The 24228-nt window shown below is 55.6% G+C and carries 35 protein-coding genes and 1 pseudogene; 4 read left to right on the top strand and 32 right to left on the bottom strand.

The window, feature by feature from the left end:
* Positions 1 to 100: 100 nt before the first annotated feature.
* The 3 genes from M2418_RS08265 to ilvD all read right to left on the bottom strand — a co-directional run bounded on the left by M2418_RS08265 (position 101) and on the right by ilvD (position 4668).
* Complete coding sequence (locus M2418_RS08265) at positions 101 to 1507, bottom strand: DegQ family serine endoprotease (protein WP_259145942.1); 1407 nt, start codon at positions 1505 to 1507, stop codon at positions 101 to 103.
* A 109-nt stretch (positions 1508 to 1616) separates the two neighbouring features.
* Positions 1617 to 2648: a serine hydrolase gene (locus tag M2418_RS08260; protein WP_259145941.1), complete on the bottom strand. Its 1032-nt coding sequence runs from the start codon at positions 2646 to 2648 to the stop codon at positions 1617 to 1619.
* Positions 2649 to 2832: 184 nt separating this feature from the next.
* A complete protein-coding gene (gene ilvD / locus M2418_RS08255; protein ID WP_259145939.1) occupies positions 2833 to 4668 on the bottom strand; it encodes a dihydroxy-acid dehydratase in 1836 nt (611 codons plus the stop codon).
* A gap of 310 nt (positions 4669 to 4978) precedes the next feature.
* On the opposite strand from ilvD, the gene msrP reads away from it, so the two are divergent.
* Positions 4979 to 5920 carry a protein-methionine-sulfoxide reductase catalytic subunit MsrP gene (gene msrP / locus M2418_RS08250; protein ID WP_259145938.1) on the top strand — a complete coding sequence of 314 codons (942 nt, stop codon included), beginning with the start codon at positions 4979 to 4981 and terminating at the stop codon, positions 5918 to 5920.
* Between the two features lies 1 nt (position 5921).
* Positions 5922 to 6581, top strand: a complete 660-nt coding sequence (gene msrQ, locus M2418_RS08245) for a protein-methionine-sulfoxide reductase heme-binding subunit MsrQ (RefSeq protein ID WP_259145936.1) — start codon at positions 5922 to 5924, stop codon at positions 6579 to 6581.
* Here msrQ and M2418_RS08240 read toward each other — a convergent pair.
* Positions 6523 to 6963 (bottom strand): DUF2809 domain-containing protein, encoded by a 441-nt coding sequence (locus tag M2418_RS08240; RefSeq protein WP_259145935.1) that lies wholly within the window; start codon positions 6961 to 6963, stop codon positions 6523 to 6525. The genes msrQ and M2418_RS08240 overlap by 59 nt on opposite strands.
* A gap of 65 nt (positions 6964 to 7028) precedes the next feature.
* On the opposite strand from M2418_RS08240, the gene M2418_RS08235 reads away from it, so the two are divergent.
* Complete coding sequence (locus M2418_RS08235; RefSeq protein ID WP_259145933.1) at positions 7029 to 7901, top strand: DUF817 domain-containing protein; 873 nt, start codon at positions 7029 to 7031, stop codon at positions 7899 to 7901.
* A 66-nt stretch (positions 7902 to 7967) separates the two neighbouring features.
* Positions 7968 to 8777, top strand: a complete 810-nt coding sequence (locus M2418_RS08230) for a carbon-nitrogen hydrolase family protein (RefSeq protein WP_259145932.1) — start codon at positions 7968 to 7970, stop codon at positions 8775 to 8777.
* A 160-nt stretch (positions 8778 to 8937) separates the two neighbouring features.
* Here M2418_RS08230 and rplQ read toward each other — a convergent pair whose 3' ends face one another.
* From rplQ to tuf, 28 genes and pseudogenes are all read right to left on the bottom strand, one after another.
* On the bottom strand, positions 8938 to 9363 hold the full coding sequence (gene rplQ, locus M2418_RS08225; protein ID WP_192488651.1) for a 50S ribosomal protein L17: 426 nt from the start codon (positions 9361 to 9363) through the stop codon (positions 8938 to 8940).
* Positions 9364 to 9484: 121 nt separating this feature from the next.
* Positions 9485 to 10495, bottom strand: a complete 1011-nt coding sequence (locus tag M2418_RS08220; protein WP_192488650.1) for a DNA-directed RNA polymerase subunit alpha — start codon at positions 10493 to 10495, stop codon at positions 9485 to 9487.
* 178 nt (positions 10496 to 10673) lie between these two features.
* Positions 10674 to 11063: a 30S ribosomal protein S11 gene (rpsK, locus tag M2418_RS08215; RefSeq protein ID WP_007766864.1), complete on the bottom strand. Its 390-nt coding sequence runs from the start codon at positions 11061 to 11063 to the stop codon at positions 10674 to 10676.
* 132 nt (positions 11064 to 11195) lie between these two features.
* Positions 11196 to 11564, bottom strand: coding sequence for a 30S ribosomal protein S13 (gene rpsM / locus M2418_RS08210; protein ID WP_192488649.1), 369 nt, complete (start codon positions 11562 to 11564; stop codon positions 11196 to 11198).
* Positions 11565 to 11803: 239 nt separating this feature from the next.
* On the bottom strand, positions 11804 to 12394 hold the full coding sequence (locus M2418_RS08205; RefSeq protein WP_250981776.1) for an adenylate kinase: 591 nt from the start codon (positions 12392 to 12394) through the stop codon (positions 11804 to 11806).
* Positions 12391 to 13731 carry a preprotein translocase subunit SecY gene (gene secY, locus M2418_RS08200; RefSeq protein WP_192488647.1) on the bottom strand — a complete coding sequence of 447 codons (1341 nt, stop codon included), beginning with the start codon at positions 13729 to 13731 and terminating at the stop codon, positions 12391 to 12393. Before secY ends, M2418_RS08205 begins: the two co-directional genes overlap by 4 nt.
* A gap of 237 nt (positions 13732 to 13968) precedes the next feature.
* A complete protein-coding gene (gene rplO, locus M2418_RS08195; RefSeq protein ID WP_192488646.1) occupies positions 13969 to 14448 on the bottom strand; it encodes a 50S ribosomal protein L15 in 480 nt (159 codons plus the stop codon).
* A gap of 16 nt (positions 14449 to 14464) precedes the next feature.
* Positions 14465 to 14671 (bottom strand): 50S ribosomal protein L30, encoded by a 207-nt coding sequence (gene rpmD, locus M2418_RS08190; RefSeq protein WP_192488645.1) that lies wholly within the window; start codon positions 14669 to 14671, stop codon positions 14465 to 14467.
* An 11-nt stretch (positions 14672 to 14682) separates the two neighbouring features.
* The gene (gene rpsE, locus M2418_RS08185) at positions 14683 to 15252 is read right to left on the bottom strand and encodes a 30S ribosomal protein S5 (RefSeq protein ID WP_192488644.1); all 570 of its coding nucleotides are present in this window, start codon (positions 15250 to 15252) and stop codon (positions 14683 to 14685) included.
* A gap of 119 nt (positions 15253 to 15371) precedes the next feature.
* Positions 15372 to 15734, bottom strand: coding sequence for a 50S ribosomal protein L18 (gene rplR, locus M2418_RS08180; protein WP_192488643.1), 363 nt, complete (start codon positions 15732 to 15734; stop codon positions 15372 to 15374).
* Positions 15735 to 15746: 12 nt separating this feature from the next.
* Positions 15747 to 16280, bottom strand: a complete 534-nt coding sequence (rplF, locus tag M2418_RS08175; RefSeq protein WP_192488642.1) for a 50S ribosomal protein L6 — start codon at positions 16278 to 16280, stop codon at positions 15747 to 15749.
* 42 nt (positions 16281 to 16322) lie between these two features.
* On the bottom strand, positions 16323 to 16721 hold the full coding sequence (gene rpsH, locus M2418_RS08170; protein WP_045024690.1) for a 30S ribosomal protein S8: 399 nt from the start codon (positions 16719 to 16721) through the stop codon (positions 16323 to 16325).
* A 12-nt stretch (positions 16722 to 16733) separates the two neighbouring features.
* Complete coding sequence (gene rpsN, locus M2418_RS08165) at positions 16734 to 17039, bottom strand: 30S ribosomal protein S14 (RefSeq protein WP_192488641.1); 306 nt, start codon at positions 17037 to 17039, stop codon at positions 16734 to 16736.
* A 33-nt stretch (positions 17040 to 17072) separates the two neighbouring features.
* Positions 17073 to 17630: a 50S ribosomal protein L5 gene (rplE, locus tag M2418_RS08160; protein WP_192488640.1), complete on the bottom strand. Its 558-nt coding sequence runs from the start codon at positions 17628 to 17630 to the stop codon at positions 17073 to 17075.
* Positions 17623 to 17931, bottom strand: a complete 309-nt coding sequence (gene rplX / locus M2418_RS08155) for a 50S ribosomal protein L24 (protein WP_192488639.1) — start codon at positions 17929 to 17931, stop codon at positions 17623 to 17625. Before rplX ends, rplE begins: the two co-directional genes overlap by 8 nt.
* A gap of 12 nt (positions 17932 to 17943) precedes the next feature.
* Positions 17944 to 18312 carry a 50S ribosomal protein L14 gene (rplN, locus tag M2418_RS08150; protein WP_003495199.1) on the bottom strand — a complete coding sequence of 123 codons (369 nt, stop codon included), beginning with the start codon at positions 18310 to 18312 and terminating at the stop codon, positions 17944 to 17946.
* A 234-nt stretch (positions 18313 to 18546) separates the two neighbouring features.
* The gene (gene rpsQ / locus M2418_RS08145; RefSeq protein ID WP_192488638.1) at positions 18547 to 18783 is read right to left on the bottom strand and encodes a 30S ribosomal protein S17; all 237 of its coding nucleotides are present in this window, start codon (positions 18781 to 18783) and stop codon (positions 18547 to 18549) included.
* A gap of 12 nt (positions 18784 to 18795) precedes the next feature.
* Positions 18796 to 18996: a 50S ribosomal protein L29 gene (gene rpmC, locus M2418_RS08140; RefSeq protein ID WP_138790874.1), complete on the bottom strand. Its 201-nt coding sequence runs from the start codon at positions 18994 to 18996 to the stop codon at positions 18796 to 18798.
* A 12-nt stretch (positions 18997 to 19008) separates the two neighbouring features.
* Positions 19009 to 19422, bottom strand: coding sequence for a 50S ribosomal protein L16 (gene rplP / locus M2418_RS08135; protein ID WP_192488637.1), 414 nt, complete (start codon positions 19420 to 19422; stop codon positions 19009 to 19011).
* A 38-nt stretch (positions 19423 to 19460) separates the two neighbouring features.
* On the bottom strand, positions 19461 to 20192 hold the full coding sequence (gene rpsC, locus M2418_RS08130) for a 30S ribosomal protein S3 (protein WP_192488636.1): 732 nt from the start codon (positions 20190 to 20192) through the stop codon (positions 19461 to 19463).
* A complete protein-coding gene (rplV, locus tag M2418_RS08125) occupies positions 20192 to 20581 on the bottom strand; it encodes a 50S ribosomal protein L22 (protein WP_045230773.1) in 390 nt (129 codons plus the stop codon). Before rplV ends, rpsC begins: the two co-directional genes overlap by 1 nt.
* A gap of 2 nt (positions 20582 to 20583) precedes the next feature.
* Positions 20584 to 20862, bottom strand: coding sequence for a 30S ribosomal protein S19 (gene rpsS, locus M2418_RS08120; protein ID WP_192488635.1), 279 nt, complete (start codon positions 20860 to 20862; stop codon positions 20584 to 20586).
* 14 nt (positions 20863 to 20876) lie between these two features.
* Positions 20877 to 21713 (bottom strand): 50S ribosomal protein L2, encoded by an 837-nt coding sequence (gene rplB / locus M2418_RS08115; RefSeq protein WP_192488634.1) that lies wholly within the window; start codon positions 21711 to 21713, stop codon positions 20877 to 20879.
* Between the two features lie 43 nt (positions 21714 to 21756).
* A complete protein-coding gene (locus M2418_RS08110) occupies positions 21757 to 22050 on the bottom strand; it encodes a 50S ribosomal protein L23 (protein ID WP_192488633.1) in 294 nt (97 codons plus the stop codon).
* Positions 22047 to 22667: a 50S ribosomal protein L4 gene (rplD, locus tag M2418_RS08105; RefSeq protein WP_192488632.1), complete on the bottom strand. Its 621-nt coding sequence runs from the start codon at positions 22665 to 22667 to the stop codon at positions 22047 to 22049. The genes M2418_RS08110 and rplD overlap by 4 nt, the downstream gene beginning before the upstream one ends.
* Before the next feature lie 12 nt (positions 22668 to 22679).
* Positions 22680 to 23321, bottom strand: coding sequence for a 50S ribosomal protein L3 (rplC, locus tag M2418_RS08100; protein WP_192488631.1), 642 nt, complete (start codon positions 23319 to 23321; stop codon positions 22680 to 22682).
* Positions 23322 to 23476: 155 nt separating this feature from the next.
* Complete coding sequence (gene rpsJ, locus M2418_RS08095) at positions 23477 to 23785, bottom strand: 30S ribosomal protein S10 (RefSeq protein ID WP_003507767.1); 309 nt, start codon at positions 23783 to 23785, stop codon at positions 23477 to 23479.
* A 323-nt stretch (positions 23786 to 24108) separates the two neighbouring features.
* Positions 24109 to 24228, bottom strand: a pseudogene (gene tuf, locus M2418_RS08090) (elongation factor Tu); the annotation flags it as partial.

Here is a 24228-nt window from a genome sequence, read left to right as displayed (position 1 = left end):
AAGCCCCATCAGGGCAAAATCCCCTCTCCGCTTGGCCGAATGTATCCGGGCGGTGACGTCTGTAAATCCGTCACCGTTTCATAAGCGGAGAGGCATTTCTTTACCGCAGGAACTGCCGGATACGCTGGCCATCGCGCATGATTTCAACGCGCCAGAAACCGGGGTTTTGATCCATCGCGTCGGCAAGCGTCTTGGTGGAGGTGATGTCATTGCCGTTGATGACCAGCACAACATCCTTTGGACGGAAACCGACGCGGGACGCCGGCGAACCGCGGGCCACATCCGTCACCACCACACCGGTCGCCTGGGTTGGCATGCGCAACTCATCCGCCAGCTTGGGCGAAAGATTGGCAACCTTTGCACCGGCAAACGGATTGCGGCCTTCAATGATACGTTCATCGCGCGGCTTGGTTTCCGGTGCGGTATCAAGCGCGATTTCAATCTCGCGGCTCTTGCCCTTGTCGATAACGGTCAGCTTGGCAGACTTGCCAATGCCGGCTGTCGTCAGGCGATACCCCAGTGCGTCAGGATGTTCGACAGCAATACCATCGACCGCAATCACCACCTGCCCCGGCTCAATGCCTGCCTTTTCTGCCGGACCATCCTTCACCACGCCAACCACCAGCGCACCACGGGCACGGTCGAGACCAAGCGCCTCAGCCACATCTGATGTCACCGGATCAAAGGTCGCGCCGACATAAGGACGCTGGAAGCTCTCGTCGCCCTTTTCAGCGGACGCCAGGAATACCCGCACGAGGTTGGCCGGAATGGCAAAACCGATACCGTTGGAACCGCCACCACGCGAGAAGATCGCGGTGTTGATGCCGATCAGTTCGCCATTCATGTTCATCAGCGCACCACCGGAGTTACCCGGGTTGATCGAGGCATCCGTCTGGATGAAGAAACCGAAATCGCCCTGTACGACCTGATTGCGCGCCAAGGCCGAAACGATACCGCTGGTCACCGTCTGCCCGACGCCAAACGGGTTACCGATGGCCAGAACCAGATCACCCACCTCAACCGCATCCGAATTACCAAGTGACAAGGCCGGGAACTGTTCTTTCGAGTCAATCTTCAAAACTGCCAGATCAAGCCGGTCGTCTTTCAGGAGGATCTTAGAGGCAAACTCGCGGCCATCGGCCAGCGCAACCTTGATCTCGTCAGCACCTTCAATGACGTGGTTGTTGGTCACGACAAGGCCATTTGCGGCAAGGATCACGCCAGAACCGAGCGAAGACTGCTTTTCACTGCGGTTTGGCAATTGCTGGCCAAAAAACTGTTCAAAGAATGGGTCGCCGGCAAAGGGCGAGGCCCGCCGCTGCACCATGCGCTCGGCATAGACATTGACCACCGCGCCTGCGGTCTGCTTGACCAGCGGCGCAAAGGAAAGCTGCATTTGCGTATGGCTGGAGGGCACCGTCTTGGTGTCTTGCGCATGAAGTGTGGCGGGAGCCAGCATAATAAGCGCAGTTGCCGTCAGACAGGCGCGTTTGAACATACGGTCCATTTGATTCCCTTGATGCTGTTTCAAAGTGGTTTTAATGCCTGAAATTAAAAACGAAAATAGGCGGAAACATGGAAAATAAGGCAGGCGCAAACAGCGTGATTTTCACACGCTACACGGCCTGAATGATACTTTCCATAAGACCGTGCAACTGGTCGCGGTAGCCGGTTCTGGCAGATGGCGCATCCTCGCGCGAGGTCATGACGACACTGAGCTTTCGTGACGGTACGATGTATAACATCTGCCCACCAAAACCCCAGGCATAGATTGTCTTTTCACCCGCCATATCCCGCATGAACCAGCAGTAACCGTAGCCATCGCCATTAAACACGGAATTGGTCCGCTGCGTCCACGATTGGTCGATCCAGCTTTGCGAAACTAGCCTGTCTCCGGATGGTGTCACGCCGCCATTGCGGTAGAGTTCACCGAAGGCCAGCAGCGAACGCGCCGTCATCGCCATCTGGTTTCCACCGAGATAGATGCCCTGCGGATCGCGGTCCCAGGCGCCGATCCTGAAATCTTCAAGTGGCCGGAACCACTCTCGCGCCAGCGCCAGCGTGTTCTTACCCGAGGCTTTGGTCAAAATGGCAGACAGAAGATGCGTGGACCCGGTGGAGTACAACATGCCACCGCCCGGTTCACCGTCGAACCCGGACCCAAGTGCAGTTCTTACCCAGTTGCGGCTGGCAACCCACCGGCCGTAATTGGGGCCAGACATCCGTGCCAGACCGGACTGCATGGACAGCAGATTGCCAATCGTCACCCGCTCCAGCCTTGGATCGGGGTTTTGCGGAAACTCGCTGCGCAATACACTGGCAATCGGCTGATCGGCACTTTCCAGCACCTTGCGGTCTATCGCCATGCCGACCAGCGCCGAGACAACAGATTTGGATGCCGACTTGATGTTAACAGAACCGTTGAGGGCGTTGCCGTTATAGGCACGTTCGGCCACCCGTTTTCCATCAACGCTGACCAGAACAGTTTTTAACGTTGCAAGCTCCTGTGCCTGGCGAAGGACAGGGTCCAGGCGGGCTGCTGTGGCAGGACTGGCCAAGGGCGCAGTCGTTCCGCCAGAGGACTGTGCCCGCACGCTGTGTGCCAATGGGAGGGATGCGATCAATGCAAGAGCGGTTCTTCTTTTCATGGACTTTATCTATGTTGCGAAAATCGCTGTAAAAGGGGCACCACAGCATGTCACTCAGACGTGACAGAATATTTTATCGCATCACACTGCAATATCGCATGATGTCCACCTCCCTGCACTAAATGAAAAACGCCGCTCCGGAGTGTCCAGAGCGGCGTTTAAAACTTAACGAAGGAACCAGATTTTATTCCGGCAGAATGCGCACGGCACCCTTGTCGGCGCTGGATGCGAAGGCAGCATAGGCCTTCAGCGCCGTGGTGACATTACGCTTGCGCGGTGCGGCCGGCTTCCAGCCCAGCTTGTCCTGCTCGGCGCGACGTTCTGCCAGTTCCGAATCCGAGATCACCAGATTGATGGTGCGGCCAGGAATGTCGATGGCAATGGTGTCGCCCTGACGCACCAGACCGATTGCACCGCCCTGACCGGCTTCTGGCGAAGCATGGCCGATCGACAGACCGGATGTACCACCGGAGAAGCGACCATCGGTGATCAGCGCGCAGGCCTTTCCGAGGCCCTTGGACTTGAGGTAGCTGGTTGGATAGAGCATTTCCTGCATGCCAGGACCGCCCTTTGGACCTTCGTAACGGATGACAACAACGTCGCCAGCTTTGACTTCATTGTTGAGAATGCCCTTTACCGCAGCATCCTGGCTTTCGAACACAACGGCCGGACCGGTGAATTTCAGGATGGATTCATCCACACCGGCGGTTTTGACGATGCAGCCTTTCAGCGCAATGTTACCGAACAGAACGGCCAGACCGCCATCCTTGGAGAAAGGATGTTCGACATTGCGGATGATGCCGGTTTCGCCATCGGTATCCAGCTCATCCCAACGCGACGACTGGCTAAAAGCCACCTGTGTCGGAACGCCACCGGGAGCCGCCTTGAAGAACTGACGAACGGTTTCGCTGTTGGTACGGGTGATGTCCCAACGGTCGATTGCGTCGCCCAGCGTTGCCTCATGGACGGTCGGGCAATCACGGTTGATCAGACCACCACGATCCAGCTCACCGAGAATACGCATGATGCCGCCGGCGCGGTGAACGTCTTCCATGTGCACGTCCTGCTTGGCAGGCGCGACCTTGGACAGGCAAGGAACCTTGCGCGACAGACGGTCAATGTCTTCCATGGTGAAATCGACACCGCCTTCATAGGCAGCTGCCAGAATGTGTAGAACCGTGTTGGTGGAACCACCCATGGCAATGTCCAGCGACATGGCGTTTTCAAACGCCTGCTTGCTGGCAATGGTGCGCGGCAAAACGGATGTATCGTCCTGCTCGTAATAACGGCGGGTGATGTCAACGATCAGATGACCGGCCTCAACGAACAGGCGCTTGCGGTCGGAGTGCGTGGCGAGCGTCGAGCCGTTACCAGGCAGTGACAGGCCAAGTGCCTCGGTCAGACAGTTCATGGAGTTGGCCGTGAACATGCCGGAGCACGAACCGCATGTCGGACAGGCGGCACGTTCGATCGCGCTGACTTCCTCGTCGGAAATCTTGTCATCCGCTGCAGCAACCATGGCATCAACCAGATCGAGTGCAACGGTCTTGCCGTGCAGAACAACCTTACCCGCTTCCATCGGACCGCCGGACACAAACACAACAGGAATGTTGAGGCGCATGGCGGCATTCAGCATGCCGGGGGTGATCTTGTCGCAGTTGGAAATGCAAACCATCGCGTCGGCGCAATGTGCATTGACCATGTATTCAACGGAATCAGCAATGATTTCGCGCGATGGCAGCGAATAGAGCATGCCGTCGTGACCCATGGCGATACCGTCATCCACGGCAATGGTGTTGAATTCCTTGGCAACACCGCCAGCCGCTTCGATTTCGCGCGCCACGAGCTGGCCGAGATCCTTCAGGTGTACGTGACCCGGTACGAACTGCGTAAACGAGTTGACCACGGCAATGATTGGCTTGCCGAAATCGCCGTCCTTCATTCCGGTCGCGCGCCACAGGCCGCGAGCACCGGCCATGTTACGGCCATGGGTTGTCGTTCTGGAACGGTAAGCAGGCATGGTGTTTTCCTCGATCTTCAAGCCTTGCGGGAAGCAAAACGCATAAGGAAGCGCAAAACTGCCCGACTTTTTGATAGTTCTCTAGCGCATCTCCACCGATGTGTCACTGTCACCTTTGGCAAATACAGTACGGTTCGGTACGGTACGCATATTTCTTTGGATCAGGTCGTTCCGCGTCAATCACGAATACGCGATGTAAGCCCATTCGACCTATTTTTTGCATCGGCCGTGAAACATATCTTGTGCATGCTACGTAGTAGGCATCATAACATGAAATGATGCCGGCAGGCTCGGCGCGGAGGAAATTAAAATGGCTGTTTACCGTCCACCCCATATTGCTGCACGTGATGTGACTCCGCGTGACGCCTACATGAACCGCCGCAAGTTCATGGGCGCCGCCGCAGGTCTTGCTTTCGCCGGAGGTGCCGCAGGCAGTGCCTTTGCCGCTCCCCTCACCGCAAAACCCGGCCCCTACAAGATCGATGAAAAAGTAACACCGCTGGATGCCATCACCAGCTACAACAATTTCTACGAATTCGGGGTCGGCAAATCCGACCCGAAGGACAATTCCCAGCATTTCAAGCCGACGCCTTGGACAGTGAAAGTCGATGGTCTGGTTGGCAAGCCCAAGGAATTCGGCCTTGAAGAACTGATGAAACTTCAGCTGGAAGAGCGCACCTACCGCATGCGCTGTGTCGAGGGCTGGTCGATGGTGATTCCGTGGATCGGTTTTCAACTCTCCGCCTTGCTTGATCAGGTCGAGCCGCTGGGCAGCGCCAAATATGTCTCGTTTGAAACCGTTGTCAGGCCAGAGGAAATGCCGGGCCAGACCGGACTTTTCCAACCGCTGAAATGGCCCTATGTCGAAGGCTTGCGCCTTGATGAGGCCCGCCATCCGCTGACGATCCTTGCCGTTGGCCTCTACGGTGAAACCCTGCAAAACCAGAATGGTGCGCCCATTCGTCTGGTCGTGCCGTGGAAATACGGCTTCAAAGGCATCAAATCCATCGTGCGCATATCACTGACGGAAACTCAGCCGGAAACCACGTGGAAGAATTCCAATGCCCGCGAATATGGTTTCTATTCCAACGTCAATCCAAACGTCGACCACCCCCGCTGGAGCCAGGCAAGCGAACAGCGCATTGGTGAAGGTGGTTTCTTTGGCACGCAGAACCGTCCAACCCTGATGTTCAACGGGTACGACGAGGTCGCCAGCCTCTATAGCGGCATGGACCTCAAGGCGAATTATTGACATGGCTGCCAAGCTGCCCATTCCAGCACTTCCACGCCGTTTCCATGCGGCCAGCATCTGGCTGCTCTACATCATCGGGCTCTGTCCGGCCGCGTGGTATTTCTACCTGGGCGCCAGCGGGCAGCTTGGCCCAAACCCGGTCAAGGACTTTGAACACCTGCTTGGTATCTGGGCGCTGCGCTTTCTGATTGCCACGCTGGCCATCACCCCGCTGCGTGACTTTACCGGCATCAATTGGGTGCGTTACCGGAGGGCGCTCGGCCTTCTGGCGTTCTATTATGTTGTCATGCATTTTGCCACCTATATGCTGCTCGACAAGCGGCTGGACATGCTGTCGATCCTTGCCGACATTGCCCGCAGGCCCTACATCACCATCGGCATGGCCTGTCTTGTGCTGCTTATTCCCTTGGCAGTGACATCCAACAATCTGTCGATCCGAAAGCTTGGCAAAAACTGGATCAGGCTGCACAAACTTGTCTATCTGATCATCCTGGGTGGCGCCCTGCACTACTCGATGGCCGTCAAGTCCATTACGCTCGGGCCTTTCATCCACATGGCGCTGCCGGTTCTGCTGGTTGCCTACCGGCTGATGCGACCAAGGATCATGGCATGGAAGAAACGCAGCGCCGTTGCCACCAGCCAGAAAGCCGTTCGGCAATGAATGCGGCCGCCACTATACCGGTAATGTAACAGGCAATATTCCACAGCGAGAATACCCGCCCCAGCAACAAAGTGCCGACCGCAGTATCGCGGAAGGCATCAAGCGCCGGAAAGTGAACAAGGCGGACCAACTCCACAGCGATGGCCACAGCAATGGCGATCATCGCCCTCTGCCGCAGCGGATGATGGGCAAGCAATGTGGCGATCAGCAGATAGACCATGGAGCCCCACAGGATCGAGCCGCCATATTTCACCGCAACAAAGGGCAGACCAACGGCGTAACCAAATTTGCGCAACGCCAACCCGAGAATGATCACCAGACAGGCGCCCGAAAAATGCCCCACACGCGCTGAATAAAACCGTGAAAACGGCGGCAAGGCCATGTCGATTCCCTCAAGGGTTGCTATAGCTTCTGAACGAAAAGATTGGCCGCAAACGGAAACAGCCTATGACCACAGACACAACATGGACCGTTGGCCGGCTTTCCGCCTTTGATGGTTATCTCTGCGATACCCATCCTTGGGGCGAACTCAAAGGCATAAAACGTTTTATCGTCGAGTTTTTGTATTTCGGCATCAAGGAGGCACGCGCCTGCCTGTTTGCTGGCCTGTTTTTCCTGTCGATTTTTCTGGTGCCGAGAGACGGCCTGTTTGGCCTGCCACGTTATGACGTGCTGCTGGTCATCGCGCTTGCCATCCAGTTTTTCATGATCTGGAGCAAGTTGGAAACGCTGGATGAAGCAAAGGCCATCTTCCTGTTCCACATTGTCGGTTTTGCTCTGGAAGTTTTCAAGACATCGGGCAGCATCCAGTCTTGGTCCTATCCGGATTTTGCCTATAGCAAGCTGTTTGGCGTACCGCTGTTTTCCGGCTTCATGTATGCCGCTGTCGGCAGCTATATTATTCAGGCCTGGCGCCTGTTTGATATCCGCATCCGCCACCACCCCAGCTACTGGATGGCAACGCTCATCGGCTTGGCGATCTACGCCAACTTCTTCACCCACCATTATATCGGTGATTACAGGTGGTATATCGCGGCCTGTGCGCTCGGCCTTTATGCCCGTGCCACCGTCGTCTACCGCCCGTATGACCGCGACCGCCGCATGCCACTGCTTTTGGCCTTTGTGCTGATCGGCTTTTTTGTCTGGCTGGCGGAAAACATCTCGACCTTCTTCGGAATCTGGGCCTACCCCAACCAGCTTGGCGCTTGGTCCATGGTGCATCTTGGCAAATGGAGTTCGTGGTCATTGCTTGTCATCATGACCTTCACCATCGTTTCGCATCTCAAGCACATCAAGAGCCGCATTTCCGTGCCGGAATAGCTTATGTCTCCATAAGGAGACTTCTTGTTTTGAACGACCAAAGCAAAAACGAGACGGATGTCGCCCATGAAGATTGCCGTAGCCCAGAGCATCATAACCTCTGACATCCGCGAAAATGGTCGCACCATCCGGGCCCTGATCGTACAGGCAGCGACGCAAGGCGCCCGCCTCGTCAACTTCTGTGAAGGAGCGCTGTCAGGGTACGCCAAGGCGCAGATCAGCACACCCGAGAGCTGGTTAGATCTCGATTGGACCACGCATGACGCAGAGCTTGCGGCGATTACAGAGACCTGCAAACGCCACAACATCTTTGCCGTGATCGGCTCAGCCCATGCCCTGCCCGCACCACAGCCGCCACATAACAGCCAGTATATAATCAGCGACACTGGAGACCTGATCGGTCGCTACGACAAACGTTTTCTCTCCAATACTGAATTGCAGGGGTGGTACACGCCCGGCATCCATCCTGTAACATTCGAGGTCGATGGCTATCGCTTCGGCTGCCTGACATGCATCGAGGTCCAGTTCCCGGAATTATATATGGAGTACGAGCGCCTCGGCGTCGACGCGATCCTGTTCTCCTCTTACGGCATCAGAAGCTTCTTCCAAATTGCGCTGCGCGCCCATGCCGGTTTCAACTGTCTGTGGATCAGTGGCGCAACCCCAGCGCAAACCGCCCATGAAGGCCCGGCCGGCATTATCGGCCCTGACGGCAAGATCATCTCCCATTGCAGTGTAGAGACCAGCAATCAGCTGGCCTTCGCAACGCTGGACCGTAATGATCCGATCTTTGATGGAGCCTTGCAGAAGGCAAGACCTTGGCGGCGTCTGGCCCGACAGGGCGGTATCTACCGGGACAAACGGATCGAGTCTTGAGACGCTGGGAATTCGCTGGCCTGCAGGATACCGCTCCGCCCGCGGGAAACTCTTCCAGAGAGACAACGCCCGGACAGAAAAAACACCAACCGAACACGAAAAAGTCCGGGTGATTGCTCACCCGGACTTTTATCAGTTTGACGTTTTAACGCGTCAGAACTTATGCAGCTTCTGCAGCTTCTGCTTCAGCAGCTACGCGAGCCTTGTCGGCTGCGCCCTTGGCGTTAACATCGCGTTCAACGAATTCAATAACTGCGAGAGCAGCATTGTCGCCCTGACGGAAGCCAGCCTTCATGATGCGCAGGTAACCGCCGTTACGGTTTGCGTAACGAGCTGCGATTGCGTCGAACAGCTTGCGAACAGCGTCCTGATCCTTGATCTGCGAGAGAGCCTGACGACGAGCGTGCAGGTCGCCGCGCTTGCCGAGGGTTACCAGCTTCTCAACGATCGGGCGAATTTCTTTCGCCTTTGGCAGAGTGGTTACGATCTGCTCATGCGTGATGAGCGAAGCAGCCATGTTGGCAAACATTGCCTTGCGGTGGCTGGCAGTTCTATTGAGCTTGCGGCCTGAATTTCCGTGGCGCATTGCTATTCTCCTTTAATGCAGGTTCCTGATCTTCAGGCCTGCCGTTTCCTGGCACATGCAGACGACCTGTCTGCTGTTTGACGGGGAAAGGCAGTCTTTAAAGGGCCTGCCTCTGTCTGTATTAGTATTGGTCTTCGTAACGCTTCGCGAGATCTTCGATGTTCTCTGGTGGCCATGCCGGTACTTCCATACCGAGGTGCAGACCCATGGAAGCGAGAACTTCCTTGATTTCGTTCAGCGACTTGCGACCAAAGTTCGGAGTACGAAGCATTTCGGCTTCGGTCTTCTGGATCAGGTCGCCAATGTAGACGATGTTGTCGTTCTTCAGGCAGTTTGCCGAACGAACGGAAAGCTCCAGTTCGTCGACCTTCTTGAGAAGAGCCGGGTTGAACGCCAGTTCTGCAACGGATTCTTCTTCGGCTTCCTTCTGCGGTTCGTCGAAGTTGACGAATACGCCGAGCTGGTCCTGGAGAATACGAGCAGCAAAAGCAACTGCATCTTCACCGGAAACAGAGCCGTTAGTCTCGATGGACATAATCAGCTTGTCATAGTCGAGAACCTGACCTTCACGGGTGTTTTCCACCTTGTAGGACACTTTCTTGACCGGGGAGTAGAGGCTGTCCACGGGAATGAGGCCAATCGGGGCATCTTCCGCGCGGTTACGCTCTGCCGGTACATAACCCTTGCCGTTGTTGACGGTGAATTCCATGCGGATTTCAGCGCCTTCGTCGAGGGTGCAGATAACGTGTTCCGGGTTCAGGATTTCAATGTCGCCAACTGTCTGGATATCACCAGCAGTAACGGCACCTGGGCCCTGCTTACGCACAACCATGCGCTTGGAGTCGTCACCATCCATCTTGATGGCGATTTCCTTGATGTTCAGCACGATATCCGTCACGTCTTCCCGAACGCCGGGAATGGAGGAGAACTCGTGCAGAACGCCGTCAATCTGCACGGCCGTTACAGCAGCACCACGCAGAGAAGACAGCAAAACGCGGCGAAGCGCGTTACCAAGCGTAAGACCGAAACCACGCTCCAGAGGCTCGGCAACAAGCGTTGCCTTCGTGCGGCTCGAAGACGTGAACTCGACCTTGTTCGGCTTGATGAGTTCCTGCCAATTCTTCTGAATCATGTTTAAACCTTCCGTTCGCCGCCACCATCCAATCGTGGCGGTCCGAGCATGAACACTGAGAGGAACCGGGGTTCATCAGCGGGTTTGTCGCATAAAAGCCGGAAGACCGGAAGTTATGCGGTAAAACGCGAAAATTCCGCCTGACCAGAGGAAAGGCGGAACCACGAAGCAGCCTGCGTTAGACGCGGCGCTTCTTGCGCGGACGGCAACCGTTGTGCGGGATCGGCGTCACGTCGCGGATAGAAGTAATCATGAAACCAGCAGCCTGCAGAGCGCGAAGAGCGGATTCACGACCAGAACCTGGACCGCAAACTTCGACTTCAAGCGACTTCATGCCGTGTTCCTGAGCCTTCTTGGCGCAGTCTTCAGCAGCAATCTGGGCGGCAAACGGCGTAGACTTACGCGAACCCTTGAAACCCTTTGCACCAGCAGACGACCAGGCAATTGCGTTGCCCTGTGCGTCAGTGATGGTGATCATGGTGTTGTTGAACGTGGAGTTTACGTGAGCAACACCAGAGGTGATGTTTTTACGTTCGCGACGCCGAACGCGTGTGGCTTCCTTTGCCATAGTATCCCTTTCATTGATCTCTTCACCGCCGTAACACCAGCGGCTACACCGGCGCCGAGCCGTTCAAGGCCCTTCGCCAAATTCAAAGAGGCCGGCGCGTGCACCAGCCTCCCCACCCCGGTTTCCCGGAAATTACTTCTTCTTACCTGCGATCGCCTTCGCTGGACCCTTACGGGTACGAGCGTTGGTGTGCGTGCGCTGACCGCGGACCGGAAGGCCACGACGGTGACGCAGACCACGGTAGCAGCCGAGGTCCATCAGACGCTTGATGTTCATCGAGGTATCGCGGCGAAGATCGCCTTCTACCTGATAATCACGGTCGATGGTTTCGCGGATCTGAAGAACTTCAGCATCCGTGAGCTGATGAACGCGCTTTTCAGCCGGCAAGCCGACCTTGTCCATGATTTCCTGCGCGAATTTTGGACCAATCCCGTGAATGTAGGTCAGCGCGATAACAACGCGCTTCGCAGTCGGGATGTTGACGCCAGCGATACGTGCCACGTCTATTCTCCTTGCGTTCCAGTTGCCATCCGGCAAGTGGTGCTTCCATTAGAGCGGTAACAAGACCGCCAGTTCAAATTAATATCCGCCGCAAGCCGAAACGACTGCACCCGGATCTCCCTTGGGAAATCCGCGCCAGTCGCTGGATTGTCGCGAGTTGGCGCGGTGTTTAGCGGAATCAGCGCGAAAAAGCAACCGGCTCCGCCAAGATTCTTTAGCGATCCAGAAGAACGCAAAACTCAGGCAGTTGCTTTCTCAAGCACGTGTTCGATCTCTGCAGTCACAGAATCGACGCCTGCCATCCCGTCAAGCGTCACCAACTGTCCCTGTTCGCTGTAATATTGCGACAGGGGAGCCGTCTTTTCATGGTATTCGACCATGCGCTTGCGGAAAGTTTCCGGATTATCATCAGGACGAACCTTACCACCGGCAGCAATGGTTTCAGCCACGCGGTTTTCGATTCGGCGAATCAGGGCTTCCTCATCCACTTTCAACTCGATGACAGCATCAAGCCTCAGGTTCTTCGCCTGCATGTTCTCTGCCAAAGCCTTGGCTTGAGGAACAGTGCGCGGATAACCGTCGAGGATGAAGCCCTTCGCACAGTCAGGCTCCACGATACGGTCCGACACGATCTGGTTGACGATATCGTCAGACACCAGACCACCGGCATCCATAACAGCCTTTGCACGTATGCCGACTTCAGTACCGGCGCTCACAGCCGCTCTCAACATGTCCCCCGTTGAAAGCTGCGGAATACCGTATTTGTCCGTCAAACGCTTGGCTTGGGTTCCCTTACCAGCACCTGGTGGTCCCAGAAATATCAGTCTCATCGTCCCCTCTTTCCTCCACGCAATTTAGATTTCTTGATCAGCCCTTCATACTGCTGGGCAATCAGGTGTCCCTGGATCTGGGCAACAGTATCTAGGGTTACACTGACAACGATCAAAAGCGAAGTACCACCAAGGGCTAATGGGATACCTGTCCGAGCAATAAGTGTCTCAGGAAGGATACACACGAACACAAGATAAACAGCGCCGATGACGGTGATGCGTGTCAGAACATGGTCAATATACTCAGCTGTGCGTTCACCTGGGCGAATGCCCGGAATGAAGCCGCCGTGCTTTTTCAGATTGTCAGCCGTATCCTTCGGATTGAAAACAATCGCGGTGTAGAAGAATGCGAAGAAGGCAATCAGCAGACCATAAAACAGCATGAACAATGGCTGGCCGTGCTGCAGCGACGCAATAATCGTTGTCGCCCAGTTTGGCAGATTGCCGTTACCGGCGAAGCCGGCAGCCGTCGCTGGCAAAAGCAGCAGCGAAGAAGCGAAGATCGCAGGGATAACACCGGCAGTGTTCAGCTTCAGTGGCAGGTGCGATGTATCGCCCTGGAACATGCGGTTGCCAACCTGACGCTTCGGATACTGGATCAGAAGACGACGCTGCGCACGTTCAACGAACACGATCAGCGCAATAACGCCAATAGCCACCACGACGACAGCCAGGATAAGCGGTGTGGACAGAGCGCCTGTACGGCCCAGTTCCAGCGTACCAGCAAGAGCTGTCGGCAGGCCGGCAGCAATACCGGCGAAAATGATCAGGGAAATACCGTTACCGATACCACGCGAGGTGATCTGTTCACCCAGCCACATCAGGAACATTGTACCGCCGAGCAGCGTAATGACGGTAGAAATGCGGAAGAACCAGCCCGGATCGATCACAAGGCCGCTGCCGCTTTCCAGACCAACGGCAATACCGTAGGCCTGCAGGGTGCCGAGCAGCACAGTGCCGTAACGGGTGTATTGGTTGATGATCTTGCGACCAGCCTCCCCTTCTTTCTTCAGCGCTTCAAGCGACGGCACAACGGACGTCATAAGCTGCACGATGATCGAAGCAGAGATGTAAGGCATGATGCCGAGCGCGAAAATCGCCATGCGCTCTACAGCGCCGCCCGCAAACATGTTGAAAAGACCAAGGATACCGCCCGCTTGACCGCGGAATGCCTGTGCATAGGCCTCTGGGTTAAGACCCGGAAGCGGAATATGCGTACCAAGACGGTATACGAGAAGTGCTGCGAGGGTGAACCACAATCTCTTTTTCAGATCTTCCGCTTTCGCGAAAGTTGAAAAATTCAGGTTTGAGGCCAGTTGTTCCGCTGCTGAAGCCATAAAATTCTCCGCGCGACCCTTGCCAGCAGCCCGAAACCGGCAGTTCCGGAAAAGGTCAAAAAGATACTGGTTCAAAAACCGGGCTTCGGACGGACGCGGACGAACCGCAATCTTGCCTCACCCCTGTTTCCATGTGTCCCGGTCACAAACATTACGTTCGTCGTCGGGACTGTGAGGCTCTCATAAGGGAGCGCGAACGCCCGGAGTGAACCACTCCGGGCGTTCGTAGTCTATATATTACTCAGCAGCTTCAGCTGCAACAACCAGAAGCTTGATAGAGCTGCCAGCTTTTTCGATCTTTTCAACAGCAGCCTTGGAGGCGCCGGCTACTTCAATCGTTACCTTGGTGGTCAGTTCGCCACCGGACAGAACGCGAACGCCGTCCTTTTCGCGACGAATGACGCCAGCAGCCTTCAGAGCAGCCGAATCGATCGTTGCCTTAGGGTCGAGCTTCTTGGCATCGATTGCAGTCTGGATACGGCCGAGCGAAACGGTTGCGTATTCAGAAGCGAAGATGTTGGTGAAGCCGCGCTTTGGCAGGCGACGGTAGATAGGCATCTGACCGCCTTCGAAGCCGTTGATAGCAACGCCCGAACGAGCCTTCTGACCCTTAACACCACGACCACCGGTCTTGCCCTTGCCGGAACCGATACCGCGACCTACGCGGATACGATCCTTGGAAGAACCTTCGTTGTCTTTAATTTCATTGAGTTTCATGATGACTTCCCCGGTCTTACTTCTCGTCTACGACGCGAACGAGATGCTGGACAGCACGGATCATGCCACGAACCGATGGAGTATCTTCCAGGGTACGCTGACGGTGCATCTTGTTGAGACCCAGGCCGATCAGCGTCTGACGCTGTACTGCCGGGCGGCGATTGGCACTGGCGATCTGTTCGACCGTAACAGTCTTCTTGGATTCAGTAGCATTCTTGGCCATGATCCAGCTCCTTATTCTTCAGCAGCGTTGCCGGAAGCGGCGCGGCGTGCCTGAAGAGTTGCATACTTGAGACCACGCTGTGCAGCGACGTCCTTCGGATGAACCTGGTGCTTCAGAGCGTCAAAAGTTGCGCGAACCATGTTGTACGGGTTCGAAGAACCTGTCGACTTGGCGACGACGTCGTGAACGCCGAGCGTTTCGAAAACAGCGCGCATTGGACCACCGGCGATGATACCAGTACCAGCCTTTGCAGAGCGCAGCAGAACCTTGCCAGCGCCGTGACGGCCGTTAACATCGTGGTGCAGCGTGCGGCCATCGCGAAGCGGAACGAAGATCAGATCGCGCTTTGCGCTTTCAGTTGCCTTGCGGATAGCTTCTGGAACTTCACGAGCCTTGCCGTGACCGAAACCAACGCGACCCTTCTGGTCGCCAACAACAACGAGAGCAGCGAAGCCGAAACGACGGCCACCCTTAACAACCTTTGCAACGCGGTTGATTGCAACCAGCTTGTCAACGAATTCGCTATCGCGCTCTTCGCGGTTCTGGCGATCGTCGCGAGAACCTCTTTTATCCTGTGCCATTGTCCTTTTCCTTTTTCTTTTGCGGGTAGAACGGCAAACGAGAGAAGGACCACCGGTCCCATTTCTGGAACCCGCATGGTCCGGTGAAAACCGCCCGGACGGATCCGGGCGGAAGCTTTTTAGAAGTTCAGACCGCTTTCGCGTGCTGCATCTGCCAGGGCCTTAACGCGGCCGTGATAGATGAATGCGCCACGATCGAATACAACATCCTTGACGCCAGCCTTGCCGGCGCGCTCTGCAACCAGCTTGCCAACAACGGCAGCTGCTGCAACGTCTGCACCAGTCTTCAGCGACTTGCGCAGATCTGCTTCGAGTGTCGAGGCAGACGCAAGCGTCGTGCCGGCAACATCATCGATGACCTGTGCATAGATGTTCTTCGACGAGCGATGAACCGACAGGCGCGGGCGACCGTTAGCAACCGCCTTGATCTGGCGGCGTACACGGTTCGCACGGCGTGAAAGTGCTTCTTTCCTGCTAGCCATTTCGCGAGTTCCTTACTTCTTCTTGCCTTCTTTGCGGATGATCCGTTCTTCAGCGTACTTGACGCCTTTGCCCTTGTAGGGCTCGGGACCACGGTATTCGCGGATTTCCGCGGCAACCTGACCGACCTGCTGCTTGTTAATGCCGGAAACGATGATTTCCGTCGGCTTAGGAACGGCAATGGTGATGCCGACCGGAGGCTCATAAACAACATCGTGAGAGAAACCGAGCGCCAGCTGCAGGTTCTGGCCCTGCATGGCTGCACGATAACCAACGCCGTTGATTTCGAGCTTACGTTCGTAACCGTCCTTAACACCCTTGAAGATGTTCTCGATCATCGTGCGGGACATGCCCCACTTCGAACGAGCTTCCTTGGTGTTGTTGGCCGGCTGAACCGAAACCGAGTTTTCTTCCAGCTTCAACTGAATGTCGTCATTAGCGACGAAAAACAGTTCACCCTTCGGACCCTTTGCAGTGATCTTCTGGCCATCAACCGTGGCCGTGATCCCTGCTGGTACCTGAACGGGCTTTTTACCGATACGAGACATATTTTTATCCTGCCTGTTTCGCCAGGAGACCCCTGCCCGATCTTAGAAGACCGAGCAAAGAACCTCGCCACCAACGTTCTGTTCACGAGCCTGGTGATCAGCCATCACACCCTTCGGAGTCGAAAGGATAGTGATGCCGAGACCGTTCGCGACCTGCGGAATGGACTTTACCGAGACATAAACCCGGCGGCCCGGCTTGGATACGCGGCCGATCTCACGGATCACGGACGCGCCTTCGTAGTACTTCAGTTCGATCGTGAACTCGGCCTTGCCGTTTTCAAAATCGGACTTGGAATAACCGCGAATGTAGCCTTCAGCCTGCAGCACGTCGAGAACGCGCGCACGGAGGCTGGAAGCAGGAGTGCTAACCGACGACTTGCGACGAGCAGCACCATTGCGGATGCGGGTGAGCATATCACCCAACGGATCAGTCATTGTCATGTGCCCGTCTCCTTACCAGCTCGACTTGACAATACCCGGCACCTTGCCGGAATTGCCCAACTCGCGAAGCGCAATACGCGACATCTTGAGTTTACGATAGAACGCGCGCGGACGGCCCGTTACTTCGCAGCGGTTGCGGATACGTGTCTTCGAGCCGTCACGCGGCAGCGAAGCGAGCTTCAGTGTTGCCTGGAACCGCTCTTCGATCGGAAGGGACTGGTTCATGACGACAGCTTTGAGCGCGGCACGCTTGGAAGCATGCTGTGCAACTGTCTTGCGGCGGCGCTTGTTCTTTTCAACTGCGCTTGTTTTCGCCATATCAGAGTTCCTTTTCTACGCTCGTCGTTACGGTTACTGACGGAAAGGGAAGTTGAACTCTGTCAAAAGAGCCCGAGCTTCGTCGTCCGAAGTCGCCGTCGTGCAAACGATGATGTCCATGCCCCACATCTGATCAACCTTATCGTAGTTGATTTCTGGGAACACAATGTGCTCCTTGATGCCCATGGCGAAGTTGCCACGGCCGTCAAAGCTTTTCGGGTTCAGGCCCCGGAAGTCGCGAACGCGCGGAAGCGCGATGTTGATCAGACGGTCAAGGAACTCATACATGCGAGCGCCACGAAGAGTAACCTTCGCACCGATTGGCATGCCTTCACGGACCTTGAAGCCAGCAATGGAATTGCGAGCCTTGGTAACAACCGGCTTCTGACCAGCAATAGCGGCCAGATCGGCAGCAGCAACTGTTGGCTTCTTCGAATCAGCCGTTGCTTCACCAACACCCATGTTGATAACGATCTTGTCGAGCTTAGGGATCATCATCACGTTAGAGTAGGAGAACTTCTCCTGCATAGCGCCGCGAATACGGGAAACGTATTCAGCCTTGAGACGCGGCTCGTACTTGGACTCAGCCATCGATCACTTCTCCCGAACGCTTGGCCACGCGGACCTTCTTGCCGTCTACAACCTTGAACCCAACGCGGGTCGCCTTACCGTCCTTGTCGACGATAGCAAGGTTAGAGATGTGCAAGGATGCTTCCTTGTTGATGATGCCAGCTTCTTGGCCCTGGGTCTGGCGCTGGTGACGCTTCACCATGTTTACGCCACTCACGAAAGCCCGATCTTCTTTTGGCAAGACCTGAGTTACTTCGCCGGTACGGCCCTTGTCCTTACCGGTCAATACGACAACTTTGTCGCCTTTGCGAATTTTCTGCATCGCTATCGCTCCTTACAGTACTTCTGGAGCCAGCGAGATGATCTTCATGTGGTTCTTTGCGCGAAGTTCGCGTGGAACCGGTCCGAAGATACGGGTGCCGATAGGCTCTTTCTTGTTATCGATAAGAACAGCTGCGTTGTTATCGAAACGGATGACGCTGCCGTCAGCGCGACGAATGTCCTTGGCGGTACGCACTACAACCGCCTTCATCACGTCGCCCTTCTTGACGCGGCCGCGCGGAATAGCTTCCTTGATCGAAACGACAATAATGTCGCCAACGGAAGCATACTTACGCTTCGAGCCGCCCAGCACCTTGATGCACATGACACGACGTGCGCCGGAATTATCCGCCACGTCGAGGTTTGTTTGCATCTGAATCATGTCAGGTCGCCTTCTTGTTGTTACTGGAACGGTTGGGCAGCCTCATAGAGAAAGCCCCCTGCTCCAGCTTATGAAAAGTCTCTGTTTTCGCGCGGAAGAAATCTTGCCAGGGTGGTTTCCATAACGGACCTTCCGTGCGCATCAAAGCAAAAGACGCCCGGTGACGAGCGTCCTTGCGCTGCTTCATACAGGTTTTCGCGCCGATAGCAAGAGCCCGGCGCGAAACTGTTTGAATTAAGCCTGTGCGGAAACAACCGTCCAGCGCTTATCCTTGGAGATTGGTGCGCATTCCTCAATGGAAACCACATCACCAACCTTGTACTGGTTGTTTTCGTCGTGGGCCTTGTACTTCTTCGAACGACGAACGGTCTTCTGAAGCAGTGGGTGAGCGAATCGACGCTCAACCTTGACTACAACGGTCTTCTCGTTCTTGTCGGAAACTACGACGCCCTGCAGAATGCGTTTCGGCATATTATTCTTCCTTTAGGCCTTGGCTTCTGCCGCCTTCTGGCGGGCAATGGTTTTCACGCGGGCGATGTCCTTACGGACTTCGTTGATGCGCGAGGACTTTTCCAACTGACCGGTAGCCTTCTGGAAGCGCAGGTTGAACTGCTCTTTCTTCAGGTCGGCAAGCTTGTCCTTGAGCTGATCGGCGCTGAGGCCGCGAACATCTTCGGCTTTCATTGTGCCTGCTCCTTACTCTGCGATGCGCTGTACGAAGCGCGTCTTAACCGAGAGCTTGGCAGCGCCGAGACGAAGCGCCTCACGGGCGATCTCCTCGGAAACACCGTCGATCTCGAACATCATACGACCAGGCTTGACCTTGCAAGCCCAGTATTCGACCGAACCCTTACCCTTACCCATACGAACTTCGGTCGGCTTGGCCGTAACCGGAGTGTCTGGGAATACGCGGATCCACACACGACCTGCGCGCTTCATGTAACGCGTGATCGCGCGGCGGGCCGCTTCGATCTCGCGTGCATTAACGCGGTTCGGTTCCTGCGACTTCAAGCCGTATTCACCGAATGCAAGGTCAAAGCCGCCCTTGGCCACACCTTTGATGCGACCCTTGAACTGCTTGCGGTACTTAGTACGCTTTGGCTGCAACATTTTCTTACTTCTCCGAGCTTATCTTTCGCCAGCGTCAATCAAGCGTTTTCGCGACGACGATCGCCACGATCACCGCGCTCACGGCTTGCCGGACCCTGGGCATCGCCTTCGAGCGCACGACGCTCGGAAGCCATCGGATCGTGCTCAAGGATTTCGCCCTTGAAGATCCAGACCTTGATGCCGCAAATACCGAATGCGGTTTCAGCTTCAGCTGTACCGTAGTCGATGTCTGCACGCAGGGTGTGAAGTGGCACGCGACCTTCGCGGTACCATTCGGTACGAGCGATTTCCGCGCCGCCAAGGCGGCCGCCGCAGGTGATCTTGATGCCTTCGGCGCCAAGACGCATAGCGGACTGAACAGCACGCTTCATCGCACGGCGGAAAGCCACGCGGCGTTCGAGCTGCTGGGCAATCGACTGTGCTACGAGTGTAGCGTCGACTTCCGGCTTGCGCACTTCAACGATGTTGAGGTGCGTTTCGCTGTCGGTCATCTCCGAGATCTTCTTGCGAAGCTTCTCGATGTCTGCACCCTTCTTGCCGATGATCAGACCCGGACGAGCCGAGTGGATGGTCACGCGGCACTTCTTGTGCGGACGTTCGATGACAACCTTGGCGATGCCTGCCTGCTTCAATTCCTTGATCAGGTAAGCACGGATCTTGAGATCTTCGTGGAGCAGCTTGCCGTATTCGGCAGTGTCTGCATACCAGCGGCTATCCCAAGTACGGTTGATACCGAGGCGGAAGCCGATTGGATTAATCTTCTGACCCATTATGCGGCCTCCCCTTTTTCCTCGACTTCGCGAACAACGATAGTCAAGTGTGCAAACGGCTTTTCGATACGCGAGGCGCGACCACGGCCACGAGCGTGGAAACGCTTCATGGTGATGGACTTGCCAACGTAGGCCTCGGCGACGACGAGAGCGTCGACGTCGAGGTCATGGTTGTTTTCTGCGTTCGCAATAGCCGATTCCAGCGTCTTCTTGACGGTGGAAGCGATACGCTTGCGGGAGAATTCGAGCTCGGCGAGAGCGCGATCAACCTTCTTGCCACGGATAAGAGCGGCAACCAGGTTCAGTTTCTGTGGGCTGACGCGAAGCGTACGGGCAATAGCCTGAGCCTCGTTGTCCTTCAGCCGGCGTTCGGTCTTAGCCTTCGCCATGATTACTTCCTCTTTGCCTTCTTGTCCGCGCCATGACCGTAGTAGGTCCGGGTCGGAGAGAATTCACCGAACTTGTGACCGACCATGTCTTCATTGACATTGACCGGCACATGCTTGCTGCCGTTGTAAACGCCGAAGGTCAAGCCTACGAACTGCGGCAGGATCGTGGAGCGACGGCTCCAGATCTTGATTACTTCATTACGTCCGCTTTCGCGTACCTTCTCAGCCTTTTTGAGAAGATAGCCGTCAATAAACGGACCTTTCCATACTGAACGAGCCACTTGGACTACCTCTCTTACTTCTTACGCTGATGGCGCGAACGCATGATGAACTTGTCGGTCGACTTGTTGGAGCGTGTACGCTTGCCCTTTGTAGGCTTGCCCCACGGAGTCACCGGATGGCGACCACCAGACGTACGACCTTCACCACCGCCGTGCGGGTGATCGACAGGGTTCATAACGACACCGCGAACGTGTGGACGCTTACCGCGCCAACGCGAACGACCGGCTTTACCGTCGTTGGTGTTGCCGTGGTCGGCGTTGGAAACAGCACCGATGGATGCAAGGCAAGAGCCGTGCACGAGACGCTGTTCACCAGAGTTCAGACGAAGGATCGCCATACCCTGGTCACGACCGACGAGCTGCACATATGTACCTGCCGAGCGAGCGATCTGACCACCCTTACCAGGCTTCATCTCGACGTTATGGATGATCGAACCAACTGGGATGTACTGAAGCGGCATTGTGTTGCCTGGCTTCACGTCAACAGCCTTGTCGGAGGCGATCACCTTGTCACCAGCAGCAAGACGCTGTGGCGCGAGAATGTAAGCCTGTTCACCGTCAGCGTAAGTTACGAGCGCGATGAATGCAGTGCGGTTTGGATCGTATTCCAGACGCTCAACCGTACCCTCAACGTCAAACTTGCGACGCTTGAAGTCAATGAGACGGTATGTGCGCTTGTGACCGCCACCCTGGAAACGGACAGTGATCCGGCCCTGGTTGTTACGGCCACCCTTCGAGCTGAGACCTTGGGTCAGCGCCTTAACCGGCTTGCCCTTGTAGAGCGAAGAACGGTCGACAATGACCAGCTGGCGCTGGCTCGGAGTGGTTGGATTGAAACTTTTCAATGCCATTTTATTGTTCCCTTTTGGGTCTTTGCCCGCGTGGGCCTAACCTTTAGAGTCCGGTGGACACGTCGATGGATTGACCTTCGGCGAGCGTGACGACGGCTTTTTTGACGTCCTTCTGCTTACCAGCGAACCCACGGAAACGACGGGTCTTACCCTTGCGGATAAGCGTGTTCACAGCCGTGACTTTGACGCCGAAGAGAGCTTCGATAGCAGCCTTGATTTCAGGCTTCGAAGCGTCTTTGGCGACGTTGAATACGACCTGGTTCTGTTCGGATACCAGCGTCGACTTTTCCGTGATCGAAGGAGATACGATCACATCGTAGTGGCGAAGATCCGTCATTTGAACCGCTCCTCCAGAGCCTCTACAGCAGCCTTGGAAAGCACCAGCTTGCCACGACGCAGGATGTCGTAAACATTGATGCCCTGAACCGGCAGAACGTCCACATTTGGAATGTTCTGAGCAGCAAGCTTGAAGTTGCCATCAAGCTCGGCGCCGCCGATAACAAGAGCGTTGGTCAGGCCGAGCGAGGCGAAATTGCCCAGCAGAGCCTTTGTCTTTGCTTCAGATGCAACGAGCTGATCAACGATGATCAGGTCTTCAGCCTTCAGCTTTGCAGAAAGCGCGTGACGCAGAGCGAGAGCGCGAACCTTCTTCGGCAGGTCATGAGCGTGGCTGCGAACAACCGGGCCATGAGCCTTACCACCACCACGGAACTGCGGAGCGCGAGCCGAATGGTGACGAGCGCGGCCCGTACCCTTCTGCTTGTACATCTTCGCACCGGTGCGGGAAACTTCCGAACGGTTCTTGGTCTTGTGCGTACCCTGCTGCTTCTTAGCAAGCTGGTAGCGAACCATACGCGCCAGAATGTCCTGGCGTGGGTCGAGGCCGAAAATTTCGTCCGACAGGGATACCTTGCCGGCGTCTTTTCCCTCGAGGGTCGTGACGTTCAATTCCATAATAAGGCTCCCTTACTTCGCAGCCGACTTGACGGCATCACGGACGATGATCCAGGAACCTTTGGAACCAGGAACGGCGCCCTTCACGAGGATCAAACCGCGATCCTCATCGGTCGAAACCACTTCCAGATTCTGGGTCGTTACGCGTGTCTGGCCCATATGACCAGCCATGCGCTTGCCCTTCCAAACCTTACCAGGATCCTGGTTCGAACCAGTCGAACCATGCGCACGGTGCGAAACCGAGTTACCGTGCGAAGCGCGACCACCACCGAAGTTGTGACGCTTCATAGCACCGGCAAAACCCTTACCGATTGTGGTGCCGGTTACGTCAACCAGCTGACCAGCGGCAAAATGGCTTGGCGTCAAAGTCGCGCCAACATCGATGAGGTTTTCTTCGGAAACACGAAACTCAACAAGCTTAGCCTTAGGCTCAACGCTTGCAGTTGCGAAGTGACCACGAAGAGCCTTCGATGTATTCTTGACCTTCGACTGGCCAGCACCGAGCTGAACTGCGATATAGCCATTCTTTTCTTCAGTGCGCTGCGAAACAACCTGAACGTTGTCCAACCGCAACACTGTAACTGGGATGTGCTCACCAGCGTCATTATAGACGCGGGTCATTCCCACTTTCTGTGCAATCACACCTGAACGCATTGGTTCAATCCTCTTGCGAGCCTTGAAGGGAAACCCCTCTCCGCCCTTTGTTTGGGAGTTCCCGTAGACGTCTCACGACGCGTCCGGTCTCCGGTTTAGAAGTCGTTGGATTACTCCACGTACCTTCCTTGTTATATCCGGCTTTCGCCGGGGCCTTAGAGCTTGATTTCGACGTCAACGCCAGCCGCAAGGTCGAGCTTCATCAAAGCATCAACAGTCTGCGGAGTAGGATCAACGATATCGAGAAGACGCTTGTGCGTACGCATTTCGAACTGTTCACGGCTCTTCTTATCTACGTGAGGAGAGCGGTTAACGGTAAATTTTTCGATGCGCGTTGGGAGCGGAACCGGGCCGCGAACGCTGGCGCCGGTGCGCTTGGCGGTCGACACGATTTCGCGAGTAGAGGCATCGAGGATCCGGTGATCGAACGCCTTGAGGCGGATACGGATATTCTGGCCGTTCATTCGACTTGTCCTTGTTCTTAGTTATTCAATTTCCGCACGCGGAAATACATGAACCTATGTTGATCGTGGCGCCGCAGATTTTCAAAAATCGAGAGGAATGCAAGGCGCACCCCAATCATTTCGTTAGTCTGGATTACTTGAACGCCATGGTTCGCAAACACCTGCGAATCTCATAACAGCTCTGACTGCGCGTTTACGCGCTTTCACTGTAATTATCAAGCATTAAAAATGCCTCGTCGTCACGGTTTTTACCGATAGACAAATTGGCGACCCCGAGAGGTCGCCAATTCAATGTCTTCAATGAGGGCCGAAGCCCACATTAATTACTCGATGATCGAGGCAACGATGCCAGCGCCGACGGTACGGCCGCCTTCGCGGATAGCGAAGCGCAGCTTTTCTTCCATCGCGATTGGAACGATCAGTTCGACTTCAACGGTAACGTT

Origin of the sequence: Rhizobium sp. BIGb0125 (assembly GCF_024810055.1) — a bacterium.
Lineage (GTDB): Bacteria > Pseudomonadota > Alphaproteobacteria > Rhizobiales > Rhizobiaceae > Agrobacterium.
The sequence above is the reverse complement of the archived record's forward strand: the minus strand, read 5'-3'. Positions and strand labels throughout refer to the sequence as shown.

Coding starts and splice junctions, on each gene's coding strand:
- M2418_RS08265 (WP_259145942.1), bottom strand. CDS start 1,507: ATGGACCGTATGTTCAAACGCGCCTGTCTGACGGCAACTGCGCTTATT.
- M2418_RS08260 (WP_259145941.1), bottom strand. CDS start 2,648: ATGAAAAGAAGAACCGCTCTTGCATTGATCGCATCCCTCCCATTGGCA.
- ilvD (WP_259145939.1), bottom strand. CDS start 4,668: ATGCCTGCTTACCGTTCCAGAACGACAACCCATGGCCGTAACATGGCC.
- msrP (WP_259145938.1), top strand. CDS start 4,979: ATGGCTGTTTACCGTCCACCCCATATTGCTGCACGTGATGTGACTCCG.
- msrQ (WP_259145936.1), top strand. CDS start 5,922: ATGGCTGCCAAGCTGCCCATTCCAGCACTTCCACGCCGTTTCCATGCG.
- M2418_RS08240 (WP_259145935.1), bottom strand. CDS start 6,963: ATGGCCTTGCCGCCGTTTTCACGGTTTTATTCAGCGCGTGTGGGGCAT.
- M2418_RS08235 (WP_259145933.1), top strand. CDS start 7,029: ATGACCACAGACACAACATGGACCGTTGGCCGGCTTTCCGCCTTTGAT.
- M2418_RS08230 (WP_259145932.1), top strand. CDS start 7,968: ATGAAGATTGCCGTAGCCCAGAGCATCATAACCTCTGACATCCGCGAA.
- rplQ (WP_192488651.1), bottom strand. CDS start 9,363: ATGCGCCACGGAAATTCAGGCCGCAAGCTCAATAGAACTGCCAGCCAC.
- M2418_RS08220 (WP_192488650.1), bottom strand. CDS start 10,495: ATGATTCAGAAGAATTGGCAGGAACTCATCAAGCCGAACAAGGTCGAG.
- rpsK (WP_007766864.1), bottom strand. CDS start 11,063: ATGGCAAAGGAAGCCACACGCGTTCGGCGTCGCGAACGTAAAAACATC.
- M2418_RS08205 (WP_250981776.1), bottom strand. CDS start 12,394: ATGAGACTGATATTTCTGGGACCACCAGGTGCTGGTAAGGGAACCCAA.
- secY (WP_192488647.1), bottom strand. CDS start 13,731: ATGGCTTCAGCAGCGGAACAACTGGCCTCAAACCTGAATTTTTCAACT.
- rplO (WP_192488646.1), bottom strand. CDS start 14,448: ATGAAACTCAATGAAATTAAAGACAACGAAGGTTCTTCCAAGGATCGT.
- rpmD (WP_192488645.1), bottom strand. CDS start 14,671: ATGGCCAAGAATGCTACTGAATCCAAGAAGACTGTTACGGTCGAACAG.
- rpsE (WP_192488644.1), bottom strand. CDS start 15,252: ATGGCACAGGATAAAAGAGGTTCTCGCGACGATCGCCAGAACCGCGAA.
- rplR (WP_192488643.1), bottom strand. CDS start 15,734: ATGGCTAGCAGGAAAGAAGCACTTTCACGCCGTGCGAACCGTGTACGC.
- rplF (WP_192488642.1), bottom strand. CDS start 16,280: ATGTCTCGTATCGGTAAAAAGCCCGTTCAGGTACCAGCAGGGATCACG.
- rpsH (WP_045024690.1), bottom strand. CDS start 16,721: ATGACAATGACTGATCCGTTGGGTGATATGCTCACCCGCATCCGCAAT.
- rpsN (WP_192488641.1), bottom strand. CDS start 17,039: ATGGCGAAAACAAGCGCAGTTGAAAAGAACAAGCGCCGCCGCAAGACA.
- rplE (WP_192488640.1), bottom strand. CDS start 17,630: ATGGCTGAGTCCAAGTACGAGCCGCGTCTCAAGGCTGAATACGTTTCC.
- rplX (WP_192488639.1), bottom strand. CDS start 17,931: ATGCAGAAAATTCGCAAAGGCGACAAAGTTGTCGTATTGACCGGTAAG.
- rplN (WP_003495199.1), bottom strand. CDS start 18,312: ATGATTCAGATGCAAACAAACCTCGACGTGGCGGATAATTCCGGCGCA.
- rpsQ (WP_192488638.1), bottom strand. CDS start 18,783: ATGCCGAAACGCATTCTGCAGGGCGTCGTAGTTTCCGACAAGAACGAG.
- rpmC (WP_138790874.1), bottom strand. CDS start 18,996: ATGAAAGCCGAAGATGTTCGCGGCCTCAGCGCCGATCAGCTCAAGGAC.
- rplP (WP_192488637.1), bottom strand. CDS start 19,422: ATGTTGCAGCCAAAGCGTACTAAGTACCGCAAGCAGTTCAAGGGTCGC.
- rpsC (WP_192488636.1), bottom strand. CDS start 20,192: ATGGGTCAGAAGATTAATCCAATCGGCTTCCGCCTCGGTATCAACCGT.
- rplV (WP_045230773.1), bottom strand. CDS start 20,581: ATGGCGAAGGCTAAGACCGAACGCCGGCTGAAGGACAACGAGGCTCAG.
- rplB (WP_192488634.1), bottom strand. CDS start 21,713: ATGGCATTGAAAAGTTTCAATCCAACCACTCCGAGCCAGCGCCAGCTG.
- M2418_RS08110 (WP_192488633.1), bottom strand. CDS start 22,050: ATGACGGATCTTCGCCACTACGATGTGATCGTATCTCCTTCGATCACG.
- rplD (WP_192488632.1), bottom strand. CDS start 22,667: ATGGAATTGAACGTCACGACCCTCGAGGGAAAAGACGCCGGCAAGGTA.
- rplC (WP_192488631.1), bottom strand. CDS start 23,321: ATGCGTTCAGGTGTGATTGCACAGAAAGTGGGAATGACCCGCGTCTAT.
- rpsJ (WP_003507767.1), bottom strand. CDS start 23,785: ATGAACGGCCAGAATATCCGTATCCGCCTCAAGGCGTTCGATCACCGG.